Source organism: Streptomyces sp. NPDC050856 (assembly GCF_040653855.1).
Classification (GTDB): domain Bacteria; phylum Actinomycetota; class Actinomycetes; order Streptomycetales; family Streptomycetaceae; genus Streptomyces.
In genome coordinates this window covers 1-15,700 of sequence record NZ_JBFAGV010000043.1, presented here as the reverse complement: position 1 = coordinate 15,700, position 15,700 = coordinate 1, and the positions used below count along the sequence as shown (strand labels likewise).

Here is a 15,700-nt window from a genome sequence, read left to right as displayed (position 1 = left end):
CACTGACAGGGCGCGACGGGACGGTCACATGTCCGGCCGGCGGCGCTCGTCCGGGTCGCGGCGCGCGAACAGCAGGTCGTGCACGACGTGGCCCTTGTCCAGCCCCTGGCCCTCGAACCGGGTGAGCGGCCGGAAGGCGGGGCGGGGCGCGTAGCCGCCGTCGGGCCGGGTGTTCACGAAGTCGGGGTGCGCGGTCAGCACCTCCAGCATCTGCTCGGCGTACGGTTCCCAGTCCGTGGCGCAGTGCAGTACCGCCCCCGGCTTCATCCGGGTCGCGGCCAGGTCCAGGAACTCGGGCTGGATCAGCCGGCGCTTGTGGTGCCGCTTCTTGGGCCAGGGGTCGGGGAAGTAGACGCGGACGCCGTCGAGGGCCGCGGGCGGCAGCATCTCGCGCAGCAGGATGATCGCGTCGCCGTTGGCCACCCGTACGTTGCTCAGGCCGGCCTTCTCGGCGAGCGCCAGCAGGTTCCCCTGGCCGGGGGTGTGGACGTCGACGGCGAGGACGCCGGTCGAGGGGTCGTCGGCGGCCATCTGCGCGGTGGCCTCGCCCATCCCGAACCCGATCTCCAGCACCACCGGCAGCCCGCCGAACAGCTCGCCCAGGTCCAGGACCCGCTGCCCGTCGATGTCGAGCCCCCACACGGGCCACAGCCGCCGCAGCGCGTCGCCCTGGCCGGGCGTGACACGGCTGCGGCGCGGCTGGAAGCTGCGGATGCGCCGCTCGAAGTGGGACCCGGCGGGGTCGGGCGAGGGCCCCTCGGGGAAACGGGGCTCACCCTTGGGGCGGCGGTGCACGGCGGCTTCACGGGACTCAGACACAATGCCCCGATTCTACGGCGGCCCCGGTGCCCACCGGCCGGTGCGGGCGGGGGCGGTCCCGCGAGGGCGGTGCGGCACGCGTGGCACAGCGCGGGCGGCCGACGCGGACGCGGCCGGGGTGGGCGGACGCGGGCGGGTGGCTGGCCGGACGCGGGGCGGTGCGGCGCGCGCGTGGCACGGCGCGGGCGGTCGGACGCGGACGCGGCCGGCGCGGACTGGTGGGCGGCCGGGGCCGGCGGACGGCGCGGGACGGTGCCGGCCGCGCGGACACGGCAGGTACCGCCCGGGCGGCGCCTCCCCGGGGGGCCGGCGCGCCCCCGGCTAGTCCAGGTGCGCCAGCGCCAGCCGGGCCACCTCGCGGCCGATGGGCAGGGACGCGGTCGCCGCCGGGGACGGCGCGTTCAGGACGTGGACCGTGCGCGGGGCGCGGCGGATCAGGAAGTCGTCCACCAGGGTGCCGTCCCGCAGCACCGCCTGGGCCCGTACCCCGGCCGGGGCGGGGCGCAGGTCCGCCTCCGTGACGTCCGGGAGCAGGCGCCGCACCGCCTCCGTGAAGGCCCGCTTGGACAGCGACCGGCGCAGCTCACCGGCGCCGTAACGCCAGTGCCGCCGCGCCGTCCGCCAGGAGCCGGGCCAGGTGAGCGTCCCGGTCAGCTCCCCGGGGTGGACGACGCCCCAGCCGTACCCCTCGCGGGCCAGCGCGGGCACCGCGTTGGGCCCGACGTGGACGCCGCCGTCGATGCCCCGGGTCAGGTGCACGCCCAGGAAGGGGAAGGCCGGGTCCGGCACCGGGTAGACCAGGCCCCGCACCAGCTCCGGGCGGGTCAGCTCGTAGTACTCGCCCCGGAAGGGGACGATGCGCGCGCCGGGGTCGTCGCCCGCCAGCCGCGCCACCCGGTCGCAGTGCAGCCCCGCGCAGTTCACCAGTACCCGGCCCCGCACCACCGCCCCGGCCGCCGTGCGGACCGCCACGCCCCAGGGGCGCCGGTCGACGGCCGTCACCTCGGCGCCGTACCGGATGTCCGCCCCGCAGGCGCCGGCGGTCCCGGCGAGCTGCGCCGCCACCGCCCCGTAGTCGCACACCCCGGTCGTCCCCACGTGGATGCCCGCCAGGCCGCGCACCTGTGATTCGTACTCGCTGATCTGGGCGGGGCCCAGCTCACGCACCGGAATGCCGTTCTCCCGGCCGCGCTGGACCAGCGCGTGCAGCCGGGGCAGCTCCTCCCGCGCGGTCGCCACGATCAGCTTCCCGGTGACCTCGTGGGGCAGGCCGTACTCGGCGCAGAACTTCACCATCTCGGCGGCGCCGCGCACCGCGTACCGGGCCTTCAACGAGCCGGGACGGTAGTAGATGCCGCTGTGGATCACCCCGCTGTTGCGGCCGGTCTGGTGGCGCGCGGGGCCGGCTTCCTTCTCCAGGACGGTCACCCGGGTGCCCGGAGCGGCGCGGGTGAGGGCGTACGCCGTCGACAGACCGATGATCCCGCCGCCGATCACCAGCACGTCGCAGTCGAAACCGCCGCCTCGGCCGAAGCTCTTCGAGCCGTCGGACCCGCCGTCGTACCCGGACACGTGTGCCACCTCCCACCCCAGATAGTGCACTGGCCCACTGACAGTGCCGCTAAACCCGGTGGGAGGAGTGTCACGCCGGAGCCATCAGCAGCGGCCGGGCCCGCTCCCGCAGCTCCACGACGCGCGGCTCGTCGCCGTAGGCCTCCAGGCGGTGCAGCAGGTCCCGGACGTACTCGGTGGTCCGCGCGGAGGATATGCGCCCGGCCACCTCTACCGCCCGGGTGCCGGCCGCGCACGCCGCGTCCAGGTTCCCCGACTCCAGCTCGGCCACGGCGCTCACCACCAGGCGTAAACCGTGCGAGCGCACGTACTCCTCCGTCGGCCGGGACAGCGCCTGCTCGGTGAACCTGCGCACCTGGCGCGGCGCCTTCAGGTCCCGGTAGCACTCGGCCGCGTCGGCGGCGAACCGGTCGTACGAGTAGAACCCCAGCCACGTCGGATCGGGGTCGCCGTCCCGGGAGCGCTCCAGCCAGCCCTCGGCCGCCTTGAGCGCGGCCCCGGCGGCCACCGCGTCGCCCGCCTTGGCGTGCGCCCGGGCCTCCACCAGCCGGAAGAACGACATGGTCCGCGCGGTGGCCAGGCCGCGGTTGCGCTCCAGGGCCGCCTGCGCCAGGTCGATGCCCTCGTCGGCGAAGCCACGGTAGATGGCCTGCAATGACATGGAGGCCAGTACGTAGCCGCCCAGCGGCACGTCGGCCGCCGCCCTCGCGAGCCGCAGCGCCTGGATGTAGTACCGCTGCGCCGCCTCCTGCTGGCCGGTGTCGAAGGCCATCCAGCCCGCCAGCCGGGTCAGTTCGGCGGTGGCCCCGAACAGCGCCCGGCCCACCTCGTCCGAGTACGAGGCCAGCAGCAGCGGCGCCGCGTCCACCCGCAGGCACTCGGGCACCATCGACGAACGCCAGTCACCGCCGCCGTACTTGGAGTCCCAGCGCCGCGCGTCCTCCGCCGCCTCGCGCAGTTTGGCCACATCGCTGTGCCCCACCCGCGCGGGACCGCCCCCCGGGCTCTCCTCCGGCGCTCCGGCCGACCGCTCCACCGAGGCGTCGGCGGGCGTGATCAGCCAGCGGGAGGCGGGGGTGGCGTACGCGCTCACCGCGAAGGAGCCGGCCAGCGACTGCCAGATGCCGCCGCCCGCCCGCCGCCCCGCCAGGTCCAGCCGGTACAGCTCGGTCGCCGACTTCACCGCCTCGCCCACGTCGCGCGGGAAGGCCAGGCCCACCTCCGGCGCCGGATCGGCGTCCGCCAGGCCGATCTCGTGCAGCGGCACCGGGCGGCCGAGCTTCTGCGCGATCGCCGCGGCGATCAGATGGGGCGCGGCGCCCTGCGGCACCATGCCCTTGGACACCCACCGGGCCACGGACGTCTTGTCGTACCGGAGTGTCAACCCGCGTTGCGCCCCGAGGTCGTTGACCCGCCGGGCGAGGCCGGCGTTGCTGATTCCCGCGAGGGCGAGAACGGTGCCGAGCTTCTCGTTCGGCCCGCGTTGCTCCCTGGACATGCGCCACCCCTCGACACCCAGACGGCCGCCGCACACAGGCATACGCGTGCGGCATTCGTAAACCCAGCGTAGTTCGCCGGATCCCGACCGTTAAGGGGCGGTGTTCCGTATGGCGAGATTGTTGTGCGTACGCGTGGATGGCGTGCGCTCGCCACCCGGTGGCCGTGCTCCGGGTGTGTGGCCGTGCGCCCGCCCGTGCGCTCTGCCCCGGCCGGTGTGGGGAGCGCTTCCATGGCTCCGCGTGGGTTGGCCCGCTGCGACTGGAACCAGCGGGCCGGGGGAATACCGTCGCCTCATTCCCCGCGGGCGGCGGACCGGTCCGGGAGGCGGGCGACGCCTCCCGGGCCGAGCCCGGACCGTATCCGGACATCCGGACGGTTCCGCGAAGCATGGAGATTGGCTGAATGATGCCCATGGCTCGGCCGGTCCAACCATCTCCGGAAGCGTCATCACATGGCCCCATATGGCTTTTGCCAGGGGCGCGTTCCCGTTTCGCGGACGCGCTCCTGGAGCCCTCCTCCGCGCCGCCGCCGTGGCAGCATGTCCTCATCGATGTGCTCTGTGTGGTCCACAGGCTGTGGAGGCGGCGATGCGGTGGCTGGTGGGGTGGAGCAGTATCGCCGCGAGCTTCGGTACGGCCGGGGCCGTCGGCGACGACGACGGCCGGACCGTGCACCCCGTCGGCGCGCAGCTGCTCTGGGGTGACCCGGACCCGCTCTGGGCGGTCGGCGACTGGCGCCCCGACGAGATCCGCGTCGTCGCCGTCGACCCGCACAACCGCCTGGCCGTGCTGGGCTGTTGCGCCGCCAGTGACGAGCAGCTGCGGCTCGGGCTGTTCGCCGCGCGCGGCGGCGCGATGCGCCACCTCACCGCCTGGCCGGGCAGCTACACCGTCGTCGTCCAGGTCGGCCGGCGCGTCATCGTCGCCGGTGACCTCGCCGGGGCCCGGCCGGTCTTCCACACCCCGTGGGCCAACGGCACGGCCTACGCCACCGCCGCCCTCCCGCTCGCCGACCTGATCGAGGCGCAGCTCGACATCGGCCACCTGGCGGCGCTGCTCGCCTGTCCGGAGACCCCCGAGGCGCTGCGCGACTCCACTCCGTACGCCGGCGTGAAGCGCGTCCCGCCCGGACACGCGCTGGTGCTGCGCGAGGGCTCACGCGAGATCACCGGGTACGAACCGGTCGCCTCGCTCGCCGTCGCCGCGCCCCAGGTGGACCCGCGACGGGCCGTGGACGGCGTTCGGGAAGCCCTGGTCGAGGCGGTACGGGCGCGGCTCACCGCCCCCCGGCACGCGCCCGGAACGCTGCCGCCGGACCCCGGCCCGGTCCCCGGCATGGGCCCCGCCGAGCGGCGCGCGGCCCGGGGGGCGCCCGCCCCGGGGATCGGCGCCGACCTCTCGGGCGGCAGCGCGTCCGGGACGCTCGCCCTGCTGGCCGCCGGGCTGCCCGGCGTGCCCGGCACCATCCTCGGGCACGGCACGGGGGCCGGTGAGCGGCTGCTGGCCGTCACCTTCAACGACCTGGCCACCGGCGGCCGGGACGCCGAACTGGACCGGGCCCGCTCCATCGCCGAGAACCCTCGGCTGCACCACGTGGTGGTCGCCGCGGCCGAGGAGGCCCTCCCCTACACCGGGCTGGAGGGGCCGCTGACCGACGAACCGGGTCCCTCCCTGGTCCAGGCCGAACGCCACCGGCGGCGGCTCGCGGCGGGCAGCGCCGACCACTTCACCGGACACGGGGCGCGGCAGGTGCTGGACGCGCACCCGGCGCGCCTGGCCGATCTGCTGATGGACCGCAGACGCCGGCACCTGCTGCGGCCGGTCACCGCGCTCGCCAGGGCGACCGGGCCGTCGGCCGGCTCCCTGCTCGTCCCGCTCACCGTCTACCGCGCGGCCCGCAAGCTGGCCCGCACGCCCTACCGCACCGGCCTGGAAACGGCCGCCGGCCGGCTGCTGGAGGCCAACCGCGCGGCCCCGTCCGTGAACGGACCGCTGTCCGCGTCCCTGGCGGCCCTCGCCTGGGCGCTGCCCGGGCCGGCGGCGCGCTGGCTCACCGGCGAGGCGCTGGCCGAAGTATCGGTTCGCCTCAACCAGGCGGCCACCCGGCCCACCTCCGTCCAGCGGCCGGGCGAGACACGCGCGCGCGCCGCCCTGGCGCGGCACGCCGCGGATTTGCGCGTCCTGGAGCAGGCCTCGGAGATCCGCAGCCAGCGACTCCACTCGCCGTTCCTCGACAACCAAGTCGTACGGGCCTGCCGCGACCTGCCGGAATCGCTGCGGGTCCAGCCGGGCGCCCGCGCCACGGTCCTGCGCGCCGTCCTGGCGGGCGCGGGCATCCACGACCTGCCGCCCGGCTGGGGCGCGACCTCCCTCGCCCCCTCGACCGCCGCGACCCGCGCGGGCCTGCGCCTTGCCCTGCCGCGGTTGATGGCCCTCTTCGACGCGCCGTACCTCGCGGACGCGGGCCTGATCGAGGCCCGGGTGGTCCGCAAGGCGCTGCGCGCCGCGGCCGAGGGCGAGCCCGTCCCGCTGGACGGGCTCGCCGACCTGGTCTCCACCGAACTGTGGCTGCGCCGCCTGCTGTCCCGCCGCGGCACCTGCTGGACCGGTTCGGCGGCCCCCCGCCAGCGCGCTGTCGCCGGGGGCGTGCCACCCAGACCGACGCTGCGGTCGTAGCCGAGGAGCGGGGCACGACGCACCACCGGCCCGCCGGCCGGGGGCTCAGCGGCAGGTGATCTCCGACCGCGCCCAGTCGGCCGGTGCCACCGCGCTGAGCGGCGCCGCCGGGTACGGCTCCACGACGAGACGGATCGAGGCCCGGCCGGCGATCCCGACATGGACCGGTACCGCCGCGTCCCCGCCCCGCAGCACCGGCGACCGCCACAGCCGTTCGCCGTCCCCGTACACCGAGAAGCGCACCGCGCCGAGGCCGAGGCCCAGGTCGTCCACGCCCACCAGCGCGTCATAGGACGAACACCGGCGGTTGAGGTCGACCGTCACGGACGACCTCGCGTGCACGGTGACCCCGTGCGCGTACCGGGCGCCGCCGATGGACATTCCCCGGCGCTGCCAGAGCCACCCCGACTCGGCGAAACGCACCTCGGGCCGGGTGTGGTCGCCGTGGAGGTTGTACCGGAGGGCGCTCAGCCGGTACGCGGTGACGGGCTCGGGCTGGGGCTGGGGCGGCGGGGGCCCGGGCGCCGGTGGCGGGGTGGGGGAAGGAGCCGGGGTCCGGGCCGGGGTGGCGGTCGGGGCCGGGCGCGGTGCCGGCCGCGGCGGTGCCGGCGGCGGGGTGGGCGCCGGTGCGGGTGCCGGGGCGGCGACGGGCGCGGGCGGGGGCTCGGGCGTGGCCCTCGCGGCCGGCGCGGCCACCGGCGCCGACCCGGGGGCGGGCGGGGGCTCCGTCGCGGGTACGGGCGCGGGCGGGCGACTGGGCGGAGCCACGGACGCCGGTGACGCCGGTGACGCCGGCACTGGTGGCGGCGGTACGACGGGCTGCGCGGCGGCGGGCGGCCGCACCACCGGTTCCGCCGGGGTGCCCGGGTGCCCCGACAGCGCCCACACCAGGCCGGCGGCGGCCACCAGGGCCGCGGCGGCCGCGGCACCGGCCTTCACCGGAGCGACCAGCCCCTGGGCGGTGGCCGCGCCGGACACGCCACCCCCACCCCCGGAGGCCGCGCCCCCGGCCGCGGCGGCACCCGCGCCAGCCGCACCCGCGCCAGCCGCACCCGCCGCGCCGCCGGTCACCGCGCCGCCGACGGCACCGGCGGCCTTGACCGAGAACCCGGCGGCGGACCAGCCGATGACGGCGACCGGCAGCAGCGCCGGAATCCCGGCGTTGACCTGCTGGAGCTCCCCCGCCGCCAGCCGGCACTGGACGCACTCCGCCAGGTGCTCGCGCAGCCCCCGCTCGGCCCGCGTCCGCAACCCGCCCCTGGCGTACGCGCCCAGCCGGTCGGCGTAGCGCGCGCACTCGCCGCCGGAGGTGAGCGCCCGGTTCACATGGGCCTGGAGGTATGCCTGCTTCAGGCCCTCCCGGGCCCGGCCGGCCAGCACCGCCGTGGCGTTGGGCGTCAGCCCGAACAGCGGTGCCACCTCGCTCGGCGACTCGTCCTCGACCGTGGTGTGCCACAGCACGGCCTGCCAGCGCTCCGGCAGCGAACGGAACGCGCGCATGGCCAGCGACCGCTCGGCCTCGTGCATCGCCCGGATCTCGGCGGGCAGGTCGACCGTGTCCTCCTCGGACACCCCGGAGGAACGCGCCGCCTGGTCGGCGAAGACCGCGAAGTCCTCGACCAGCCGCTCCCGCCCGGCGGTTCCGGCCCAGGCCGCCGCCACCCGCCGGACCGTCGTCAGCAGGTACGCCCGCACGGCCTGGTCCGGCCCGGCGCCCCCGCGCACCGCCTGGAGCGTCCGGGCGAACACCTCGGCCGTCAGGTCGTCGGCGGTGTCCGCGTCCCGGCAGCAGGTACGGGCGTACCGCCGCACCGCCGGCGAATGGCGCCGGAACAACTCCCCGTACGCGCTGTCGTCGCCGTCCCGCATCTGCCGGACCAGCTCGGAGTCCGACGGCGGCAGTTCGACCGGCGGCGGCACGGATCCGGCCCCCGGGCCGCCCCCGCGCTGCGCGGGCACGAGCCCCTCGGCACCGAAGGACCCGGAGTGCCCGGAAGACCCCGACGGGCCGGGCGGACCCGACGGACCCGACAGGCCGGGCGGCCGGGACCGGACCGACGGGCCCGCCGCCCACGGCGACCCGGAGCCGCCCTGGTTCGGCACCTGCGGATACGGCGTCCGGCCGGTGTCCGTCTCCCCGCCTCCGGCCCGGCCGCCGTCGGCGCCCACGCCCGGCGGCTCCTCGCGCCCGTCACCGCTCATCGCGGAAGCCCCCGTACGACTGGTCGGTCCCGAACATCGGGCCAGCGTGACACAGGGCCCAGACCGGCAAGGCCCACGTGCCCGTCAATCACTCTTCCGGGCGGATTCCCCCGTACAGCGCACAGAACTCCACCCGTCCGGGGCGACAGTCCGCGGCGGCGAGAGCCGTTCCGGGCGGCCCGGGCCGCCCGGAGGGTACGGGGGCCGCTGTCACAACGGCCGGGAGCGCAGTCCCTCCAGCAGTATGTCGAGCAGCCGTGCCGAAGCCGCGCTCTGCTGGGCCGCGTCCGGCAGCGAGGGCGCCGCCGTCGCGATGACCAGCAGCACGTCGGCGACCGTCACGTCGGCGCGCAGCTCACCTGCCTCCCGGGCCCGGTCGACGAGCTGGCCGACGATGTCCAGGAGCTCCGCCACCCCGGCGTCGTCCGGCCCGGTCACCGGCACCGGACGGGCGGGGAACGGGCGCGGCTCCGACTGGTCCGTGGCGGCCCGCTGCTGCGGCACCCGCCCCCCGTCCACCGCCGGCGCGGAGTCAGCGGTGGCGTCCGCGGCCGCGTCGTCCACCCGGACCCGCAGCACGTGCGGCGGCAGGAGCCGGCCCGCGCCCGAGGCCACCGAGGTGCGCAGGAAGCGGGAGAGCGCCGACCAGGGCTCGTGCTCCTGCCCCAGCGCCGTGCGCGCCTGCTCGGTCAGCCGGGAGGTCTCCTCCTCGGCTATTCGGCGCACCAGTACGTCCTTGCTGGGGAAGCGCCGGTAGACCGTGCCCACCCCGACCCGGGCCCGGCGCGCCACGTCCTCCATCGGCGCCCCGTACCCCAGCTCGCCGAACACCTCGCGAGCCGCCCGCAGTACATGTTCCAGATTGCGCTGTGCGTCCACCCGCAGCGGCGCCGAGCGGCCGGGCACACCGGCCCCCGCCCGTCCGTTGCCGCCGCCGCCCGCTGTTCCGCCGGAGCCGATGCCGGCGGTCATTCCGGCGGCCAGGCCTGTGCCGACACCGCCGCCTACGCCGTCCGGCGAAGTGACGGCGGCCGACCAATGCGAACCCTGCATATGCATATGTGTTCCCCCGGTAACGATGTCTCCCCCCGGAGACTTCCCCGCCCTGACAACCGGGGCCGGACGACACGCTCAGGTCATGCGTGCGACCCGTCTCCCCGACGTCATACGAACATAGTTGAGACGGAGTCAATTCAGAAGGGGTAGTTCCGTCCGGTGCGCCCCCCGATCGGAGCAAGGACCGGAAGATGCCTGATTCTGCCCCGGTCCGCCGCCCCGCCCACATCGCCTGACCTGCGAGCTTTTCCCCGATCCGGGCTCGAGCGCCACCCGGGTGCCACCACCTTCACCGGTCACACAATCGGCCGGGCCTGTGGACAAACCCCGTCCGCCGTTGCGTCATGGGAGGGTGACCGATCCTGTGCGCGTTCTCGTTGTCGGCGGTGGTTACGTCGGGATGTACACCGCCCTGTACCTCCAGCGGCACCTCAAGGCCGAGCTGAGAAGCGGCAAGGCCGAGATCGTCGTGGTCACCCCCGACCCCTATATGACGTACCAGCCCTTCCTGCCCGAGGCGGCGGCCGGCAACATCTCGCCCCGCCACGTCGTGGTGCCCCTGCGCCGCGTCCTGGACAAGTGCCGGATCGTCATCGGGGAGGCCCGGTCCGTCGACCACGCCAAGCGCACGGCGACCATCACCACCCTCGCCACCGACGAGGAGGGCACCGGCCCGGTCCAGCTCCGCTACGACGAGCTGGTCATCGCCCCCGGGTCCATCTCCCGCACCCTCCCGGTCCCCGGCCTCGCCGACTACGGCATCGGCTTCAAGACCGTGGAGGAGGCCATCGGACTGCGCAACCACGTCATCGAGCAGATGGACATCGCCTCCTCCACCCGCGACCCGGCCATCCGGGACGCCGCCCTCACCTTCGTCTTCGTCGGCGGCGGCTACGCGGGCGTGGAGGCCCTCGCCGAGCTGGAGGACATGGCCCGCTACACCGCGCGGTACTACCACAACGTCAAGCCCGGGGACCTGAAGTGGGTCCTGGTCGAGGCGACCGGCCGGATCCTCCCCGAGGTCGGTGAGGAGATGGGCCAGTACGCCGTCCGTGAGCTGCGCGCCCGCAACATCGACGTACGCCTCGACACCCGCCTGGAGTCCTGCGAGGGCCGCGTCGCCGTCCTGAGCGACGGCACCCGCCTGCCGACCCGTACCGTCGTGTGGACCGCGGGCGTCAAACCCGCGCCGCTCCTCGCCGCCACCGACCTGCCCCGCAACGAACGCGGGCGCCTCAGGTGCACCGCCCACCTCACCGTCGAAGGCGTGGAGCACGCCTGGGCCGCCGGTGACGCCGCCGCGGTCCCGGACCTCACCGCCGGGGAACCGGGCCGGGAGTGCGCGCCCAACGCGCAGCACGCGGTGCGGCAGGCGAAGGTCCTGGCCAGGAACGTCATCGCCACCCTGCGGGGCGCGCCACTGGAGGAGTACGCGCACAAGTACGCCGGATCCGTGGCCTCGCTCGGCCTGCACAAGGGCGTCGCCCATGTCTACGGACGCAAACTCAAGGGTTACCCGGCCTGGTTCATGCACCGCGCCTACCACCTGAGCCGGGTGCCGACGTTCAACCGCAAGGCACGGGTGCTGGCCGAGTGGACCCTGGCCGGCCTCTTCAAGCGGGAGATCGTCTCCCTCGGATCGCTGGAGCATCCCCGGGCCGAGTTCGAACTCGCCGCCGGACCACCGCCGTCACACCCCAGGCCCCCGTCTCCGGGAGGGAACACCGGAGCCTCCGGGGAGCCGAGGGACACCAGGGGCTCGAATGACATCCCCCGGGGCATCCAGGACGGCGGCCCCACGTCAGACTGACGCCCCTTGTCAGTGCGGTGGGTCACACTGGACGTGTGACCATAGGTGGGCTCACACCTGCACAGAGTGACTCAGCCCGGCAACGACACCACGAGGCAAGAAGATCCGTGAACTTCACGCGCTGGAGCGCCAGGCTCCCCGGTACGCAGCGCCGCGCCGCCGCGCGCGGGACCGACCCCGGGGTCTCGCCGGCGCAGCGGGGGGACGGCTCCGTGCCCGCGGCGCGCGGCGGGCCCGACCGGCGGCCCGGGCCCCCGCCGGACGGGGCCCCGGCCCTGGAGGACTTCTCGGTGGGGGAGATCCTCGGCCGCCTCCCCGGCCTCGTCGCCCTGGTGTACGGCCCCGAGCACCGCGTGGCGTACGTCAACGACGCCTACGCCCACGCCTTCGGCCCGCGCCCGGCCGGGGCCACGACCGCGGACTGCTGCCCCGAGTTGGGCGAGCTGGGCCTGCTCCCGCTCATGGACCAGGTACTGCGCAGCGGTAAGCCGCGCACGGTCAAGTCCCGCCGTACGCGGGGCGGTGGCTCGTACACGGTCACCTGCCTGCCCGTCGACGCCCCCGGCCGGGCCGGCGGTGGCGTCCTCGTCCACGCCGCCGACGTCACCGACCACGCCGAGGCCGCCGAACGGCTGCGCGCCAGCGAGCGCCGCCACCGCGAGACCGCCGTCACCCTTCAGCGCTCCCTGCTGCCGCAGGAGTTGGAGCAGCCCGACGACCTGCGGGTGGCCGCCACCTATCAGCCGGGCGGCACGGACGCCGCGGTCGGCGGCGACTGGTACGACGTGATCACCCTCGGCGCCGGGCGCACCGCCCTGGTCATCGGGGACGTCATGGGCCGGGGCGTGCGCGCGGCGGCCGTCATGGGCCAGCTCCGCACAGCCGTACGGGCCTACGCCCGGCTCGACCTGCCGCCGCACGAGGTGCTCCAGCTGCTGGACGGCCTCGCCTCCGAGATCGACGCCAGCCAGATCGCCACCTGCGTCTACGCCATCCACGACCCCAACGAGGGCCGCCTGGTGTACGCCTCCGCCGGCCACCTCCCGATCCTCGTCAGGGACGAGGACGGCAGCGTCCGGCGGGCCGAGGAACCGACTGGACCCCCGCTCGGCACCGGCGGCTGGCTGCACACCTCCGGCAGCATCGGCCTGCCGCCCGGTTCCACCGCCGTCCTCTACACCGACGGCCTGGTGGAACGGCGCCGGGAGGACATCGACGAGGGCGTCACCGCCCTGGAGCGCGCCCTGGCCGGTGCCACCGGCACCCCGCAGGTGGTCTGCGACCGGCTGCTGCGCGCCCTGGGCGTCACCGCCGATCACGACGACGACGTCGCCGTCCTGGTGCTCCAGCACCCGGCTCGTAGGGGGCCGGACGCCGAGCTCTTCCACAACGCCGCCCTGGACCTGCTGGGCGGCGTGGAGGCGGCGCCACGCGCGCGTGCCTTCGCCTCCGGGGTGCTCTCCAGCTGGCGTTTCCCGGTCGAGCTGCGCGACCTGGGGGTGCTGGCGGCCAGTGAGCTGGTGGCCAACTCGCTCCAGCACGGCACTCCGCCCATGCGCCTCCGGCTCCGCCGCACGGACCGCAGGCTGATCATCGAGGTGACGGACGGGGACGACCACCTGCCGCGCCGCCGCCGCGCCGAAACGGAGGACGAGGCGGGTCGTGGCATCTCGATCATCGCCACGATCGCCTCGTCCTGGGGGAGCCGCCGCACGCCGGGAGGCGGCAAGGCGGTCTGGTGCGAGTTCGCGCTGCCCGGCTAGGCCGACGCCCCGACCTGCCGCTCGGGCGTGTGCTGCGCCACCACGCGCGACTTCGCGACCAGGTACGGCCGGTCCTGCGCCGGCGTGAGGCGCCCGCCCAGCCGCAGCGCCAGCACCGTGATGCCGAGCGAGAAGAGGATGAAGGTCACGATGTACGGTCCGTGCAGCGCGGCCCCCATGGGCCCGCCCACCGCCGGACCGACCGCCAGCGCCAACTGCTTCACCAGCGCGAAGGCCGAGTTGTACTGCCCGACCATCGAGTCCGGGGCCAGATCGGCCACCAGCGGCGCCACGGTCGGCGACAGCATCGCCTCACCCAGCCCGAACAGCCCGTACGTCATGACGAACGCCGCCGTGGCCATCGCCTGGCTGCCGTGCCCCAGCCCGGCGTACCCCGCGAAGAGCCACGCCACGGTCCAGATCAGACCCACGCTCGCGATGACCCGGCTCCGGCTGCGCCGCTCCACGAACCTGAGCACGAGGAACTGCGCGGCGACGATGACGGCCGTGTTGGCCGCCAGTGCCACCCCGAGCGTCGACGGCTCGATCCCGGCGGCCTCCGTGCCGTAGGCGGCCAGACCCGACTCGAACTGCCCGTAGCAGGCGAAGAACAGTACGAAGCCCAGCACGCACAGCTGCACCATCGCCCGGTGCCCGAGCAGCGCCCGCAGCCCGCCCTTGGCCTTGGCCTCGGCGTTCTCCGGCCGGGCGTCCACGATCGACGGGGTGCGGGGCATCCGGACGGTGGCGGCGATCACGGCCAGCACCAGGAACATCGCCGCCTCGATCGAGAACAGCAGCAGGAAGCTGTCGGGCCGGGTGGCGTCCACGATGTGGCCGCCGATCAGACCGCCGATACCGAGCCCGAGGTTCTGCAGGAAGAACTGGGTGGCGAACGCCCGCGTCCGGGTGGACGTGGTCGAGCACCACACGATCATCGTGGCCAGCGCGGGCTGCATCACAGCCGTACCGGCGCCGAGCAGCGCAGCCGACAGGACGGCGGCGGGCACGCTGGAGGCCACTCCCATGGCCACGGCGCCGACGGCCGCCAGGAGCGCGGAACCGACCAGGACGGGCAGCGGCCCGCGCCGGTCGATGGCCCGCCCGGTGAAGGGGAGGACGAGGAGGGCCGCCATCGCGAAGACCGCCAGCACGACACCCGCCGTACTGGCGCCCAGGTCCCGCACCTGAGCCACATACACATAGAGATACGGAACGGTGAACCCGAGACCGAACGCGCTCAGCACGTTCCCTGCTTGGATCCGGCGCATCGCAGCACCCATCGCCTTGGTCACACTCACCTGCCTTTGAGGTCGTAGGACTGAAGTCTGAAGACTTCAACTATAAAGTTCAATGCTTAAGAGTACACACTGAAGGACTTCAACGCGAACCCGGGGCGTGGGATACTCCTGCAATGTCCGACACGCAGGAGCCGAGCCTCGACGAGCAGATCGCGGCCTATCAGCGAGAGTTCCGCGACCTCGATCCCCAGGTCGAGAAGGTGGTCTCGGCCCTGGGCCGGCTGAACCGCCGGATGAACGTGGCGTACGGCCGTCAGGTCGCCGAGCTCGGCATCAGCAACGCCGAGTGGGAGGTCCTGAAGACCCTCGTCCTCGCCGGCGCTCCCTACCGCCTGGGCCCGGGCGAGCTCGCCAGGCGCCTCGGCCTGACCCCCGCCGCCATGACGCACCGCATCGACCGCATGGCCGGTGAAGGGCTGGTCACCCGCGACCGGGACGAGAGCAACCGGGTCCGGGTCATCGTGGAGCTGACCGACGAGGGCCGTACCAAGTGGCTCGAGGCGATGCGCATGGCCACGGACTTCGAGGAAGACCTCCTCCAGGACCTCTCCAGCGACGAGCGCGGGGCCCTGGGCGAGATGCTGATCCGCCTGCTGCGCCGGGTGGAGCACGCCCAGCCGGACGCCGGCGGCCGGCTCACGGACCTGGACTAGCCGGGCCGGAACGGGTGCTGCCGGGAGGGGTTGACACGGCCTCACCGCATCCGTAAGGTACTTCGAGTTGTCGCCGGGCCGGAACGGTTCTGCGACGACCACTCCCGCCGCGAACGCGGCAACAAACTCAGCACGGCCTCCCCGGAACGGGACGAATTTCGGCATGCCGAAATTCATTTCGAAGACTCGATTATGAGCCCCCCGGGAAATCCGCTAGAGTTTGAAACGTCGGAACGGCCCAACGGCCGCGAGGGCAACCCCCTCTGACGGGGAATCAGGGCCGAAAGGATCTGATAGAGTCGGAAACGCCGGAAAGGGAAAGCGCGAAAGCGCAGAACAGCCTGGCAGC

At 74.8% G+C, this 15,700-nt stretch carries 10 protein-coding genes; 4 read left to right on the top strand and 6 right to left on the bottom strand.

Translation table 11 applies throughout. The features are described 5' to 3' along the window. Positions 1 to 24: 24 nt before the first annotated feature. The 3 genes from trmB to AB0H53_RS26985 all read right to left on the bottom strand — a co-directional run bounded on the left by trmB (position 25) and on the right by AB0H53_RS26985 (position 3,889). Complete coding sequence (gene trmB / locus AB0H53_RS26995) at positions 25 to 819, bottom strand: tRNA (guanosine(46)-N7)-methyltransferase TrmB (RefSeq protein ID WP_362118587.1); 795 nt, start codon at positions 817 to 819, stop codon at positions 25 to 27. Positions 820 to 1,140: 321 nt separating this feature from the next. Further along, the gene (gene lhgO, locus AB0H53_RS26990; protein ID WP_362118584.1) at positions 1,141 to 2,391 is read right to left on the bottom strand and encodes an L-2-hydroxyglutarate oxidase; all 1,251 of its coding nucleotides are present in this window, start codon (positions 2,389 to 2,391) and stop codon (positions 1,141 to 1,143) included. A 70-nt stretch (positions 2,392 to 2,461) separates the two neighbouring features. After that, on the bottom strand, positions 2,462 to 3,889 hold the full coding sequence (locus tag AB0H53_RS26985) for an MFS transporter (protein ID WP_362118581.1): 1,428 nt from the start codon (positions 3,887 to 3,889) through the stop codon (positions 2,462 to 2,464). A gap of 589 nt (positions 3,890 to 4,478) precedes the next feature. On the opposite strand from AB0H53_RS26985, the gene AB0H53_RS26980 reads away from it, so the two are divergent. Beyond that, on the top strand, positions 4,479 to 6,566 hold the full coding sequence (locus AB0H53_RS26980) for an asparagine synthase-related protein (RefSeq protein WP_362118578.1): 2,088 nt from the start codon (positions 4,479 to 4,481) through the stop codon (positions 6,564 to 6,566). A 45-nt stretch (positions 6,567 to 6,611) separates the two neighbouring features. On the opposite strand, the gene AB0H53_RS26975 is transcribed toward AB0H53_RS26980, so the two are convergent. Beyond that, a complete protein-coding gene (locus AB0H53_RS26975; protein WP_362118575.1) occupies positions 6,612 to 8,768 on the bottom strand; it encodes a sigma-70 family RNA polymerase sigma factor in 2,157 nt (718 codons plus the stop codon). A gap of 210 nt (positions 8,769 to 8,978) precedes the next feature. Continuing rightward, on the bottom strand, positions 8,979 to 9,827 hold the full coding sequence (locus tag AB0H53_RS26970) for a helix-turn-helix domain-containing protein (protein ID WP_362118572.1): 849 nt from the start codon (positions 9,825 to 9,827) through the stop codon (positions 8,979 to 8,981). Positions 9,828 to 10,188: 361 nt separating this feature from the next. Here AB0H53_RS26970 and AB0H53_RS26965 point away from each other — a divergent pair, with 361 nt between their 5' ends. Together AB0H53_RS26965 and AB0H53_RS26960 are read left to right on the top strand one after the other, a co-directional pair. Then, positions 10,189 to 11,634 carry an FAD-dependent oxidoreductase gene (locus tag AB0H53_RS26965; protein ID WP_362118569.1) on the top strand — a complete coding sequence of 482 codons (1,446 nt, stop codon included), beginning with the start codon at positions 10,189 to 10,191 and terminating at the stop codon, positions 11,632 to 11,634. 107 nt (positions 11,635 to 11,741) lie between these two features. After that, positions 11,742 to 13,397 carry a SpoIIE family protein phosphatase gene (locus AB0H53_RS26960; protein WP_362118566.1) on the top strand — a complete coding sequence of 552 codons (1,656 nt, stop codon included), beginning with the start codon at positions 11,742 to 11,744 and terminating at the stop codon, positions 13,395 to 13,397. On the opposite strand, the gene AB0H53_RS26955 is transcribed toward AB0H53_RS26960, so the two are convergent. Beyond that, on the bottom strand, positions 13,394 to 14,692 hold the full coding sequence (locus AB0H53_RS26955) for an MFS transporter (protein WP_362118563.1): 1,299 nt from the start codon (positions 14,690 to 14,692) through the stop codon (positions 13,394 to 13,396). The genes AB0H53_RS26960 and AB0H53_RS26955 overlap by 4 nt on opposite strands. 119 nt (positions 14,693 to 14,811) lie before the next feature. Here AB0H53_RS26955 and AB0H53_RS26950 point away from each other — a divergent pair, with 119 nt between their 5' ends. Further along, on the top strand, positions 14,812 to 15,351 hold the full coding sequence (locus AB0H53_RS26950) for a MarR family transcriptional regulator (protein ID WP_362118560.1): 540 nt from the start codon (positions 14,812 to 14,814) through the stop codon (positions 15,349 to 15,351). Positions 15,352 to 15,700 lie beyond the last annotated feature (349 nt).

Coding starts and splice junctions, on each gene's coding strand:
- AB0H53_RS26970 (WP_362118572.1), bottom strand. CDS start 9,827: ATGCATATGCAGGGTTCGCATTGGTCGGCCGCCGTCACTTCGCCGGAC.
- AB0H53_RS26975 (WP_362118575.1), bottom strand. CDS start 8,768: ATGAGCGGTGACGGGCGCGAGGAGCCGCCGGGCGTGGGCGCCGACGGC.
- AB0H53_RS26950 (WP_362118560.1), top strand. CDS start 14,812: ATGTCCGACACGCAGGAGCCGAGCCTCGACGAGCAGATCGCGGCCTAT.
- AB0H53_RS26985 (WP_362118581.1), bottom strand. CDS start 3,889: ATGTCCAGGGAGCAACGCGGGCCGAACGAGAAGCTCGGCACCGTTCTC.
- AB0H53_RS26980 (WP_362118578.1), top strand. CDS start 4,479: ATGCGGTGGCTGGTGGGGTGGAGCAGTATCGCCGCGAGCTTCGGTACG.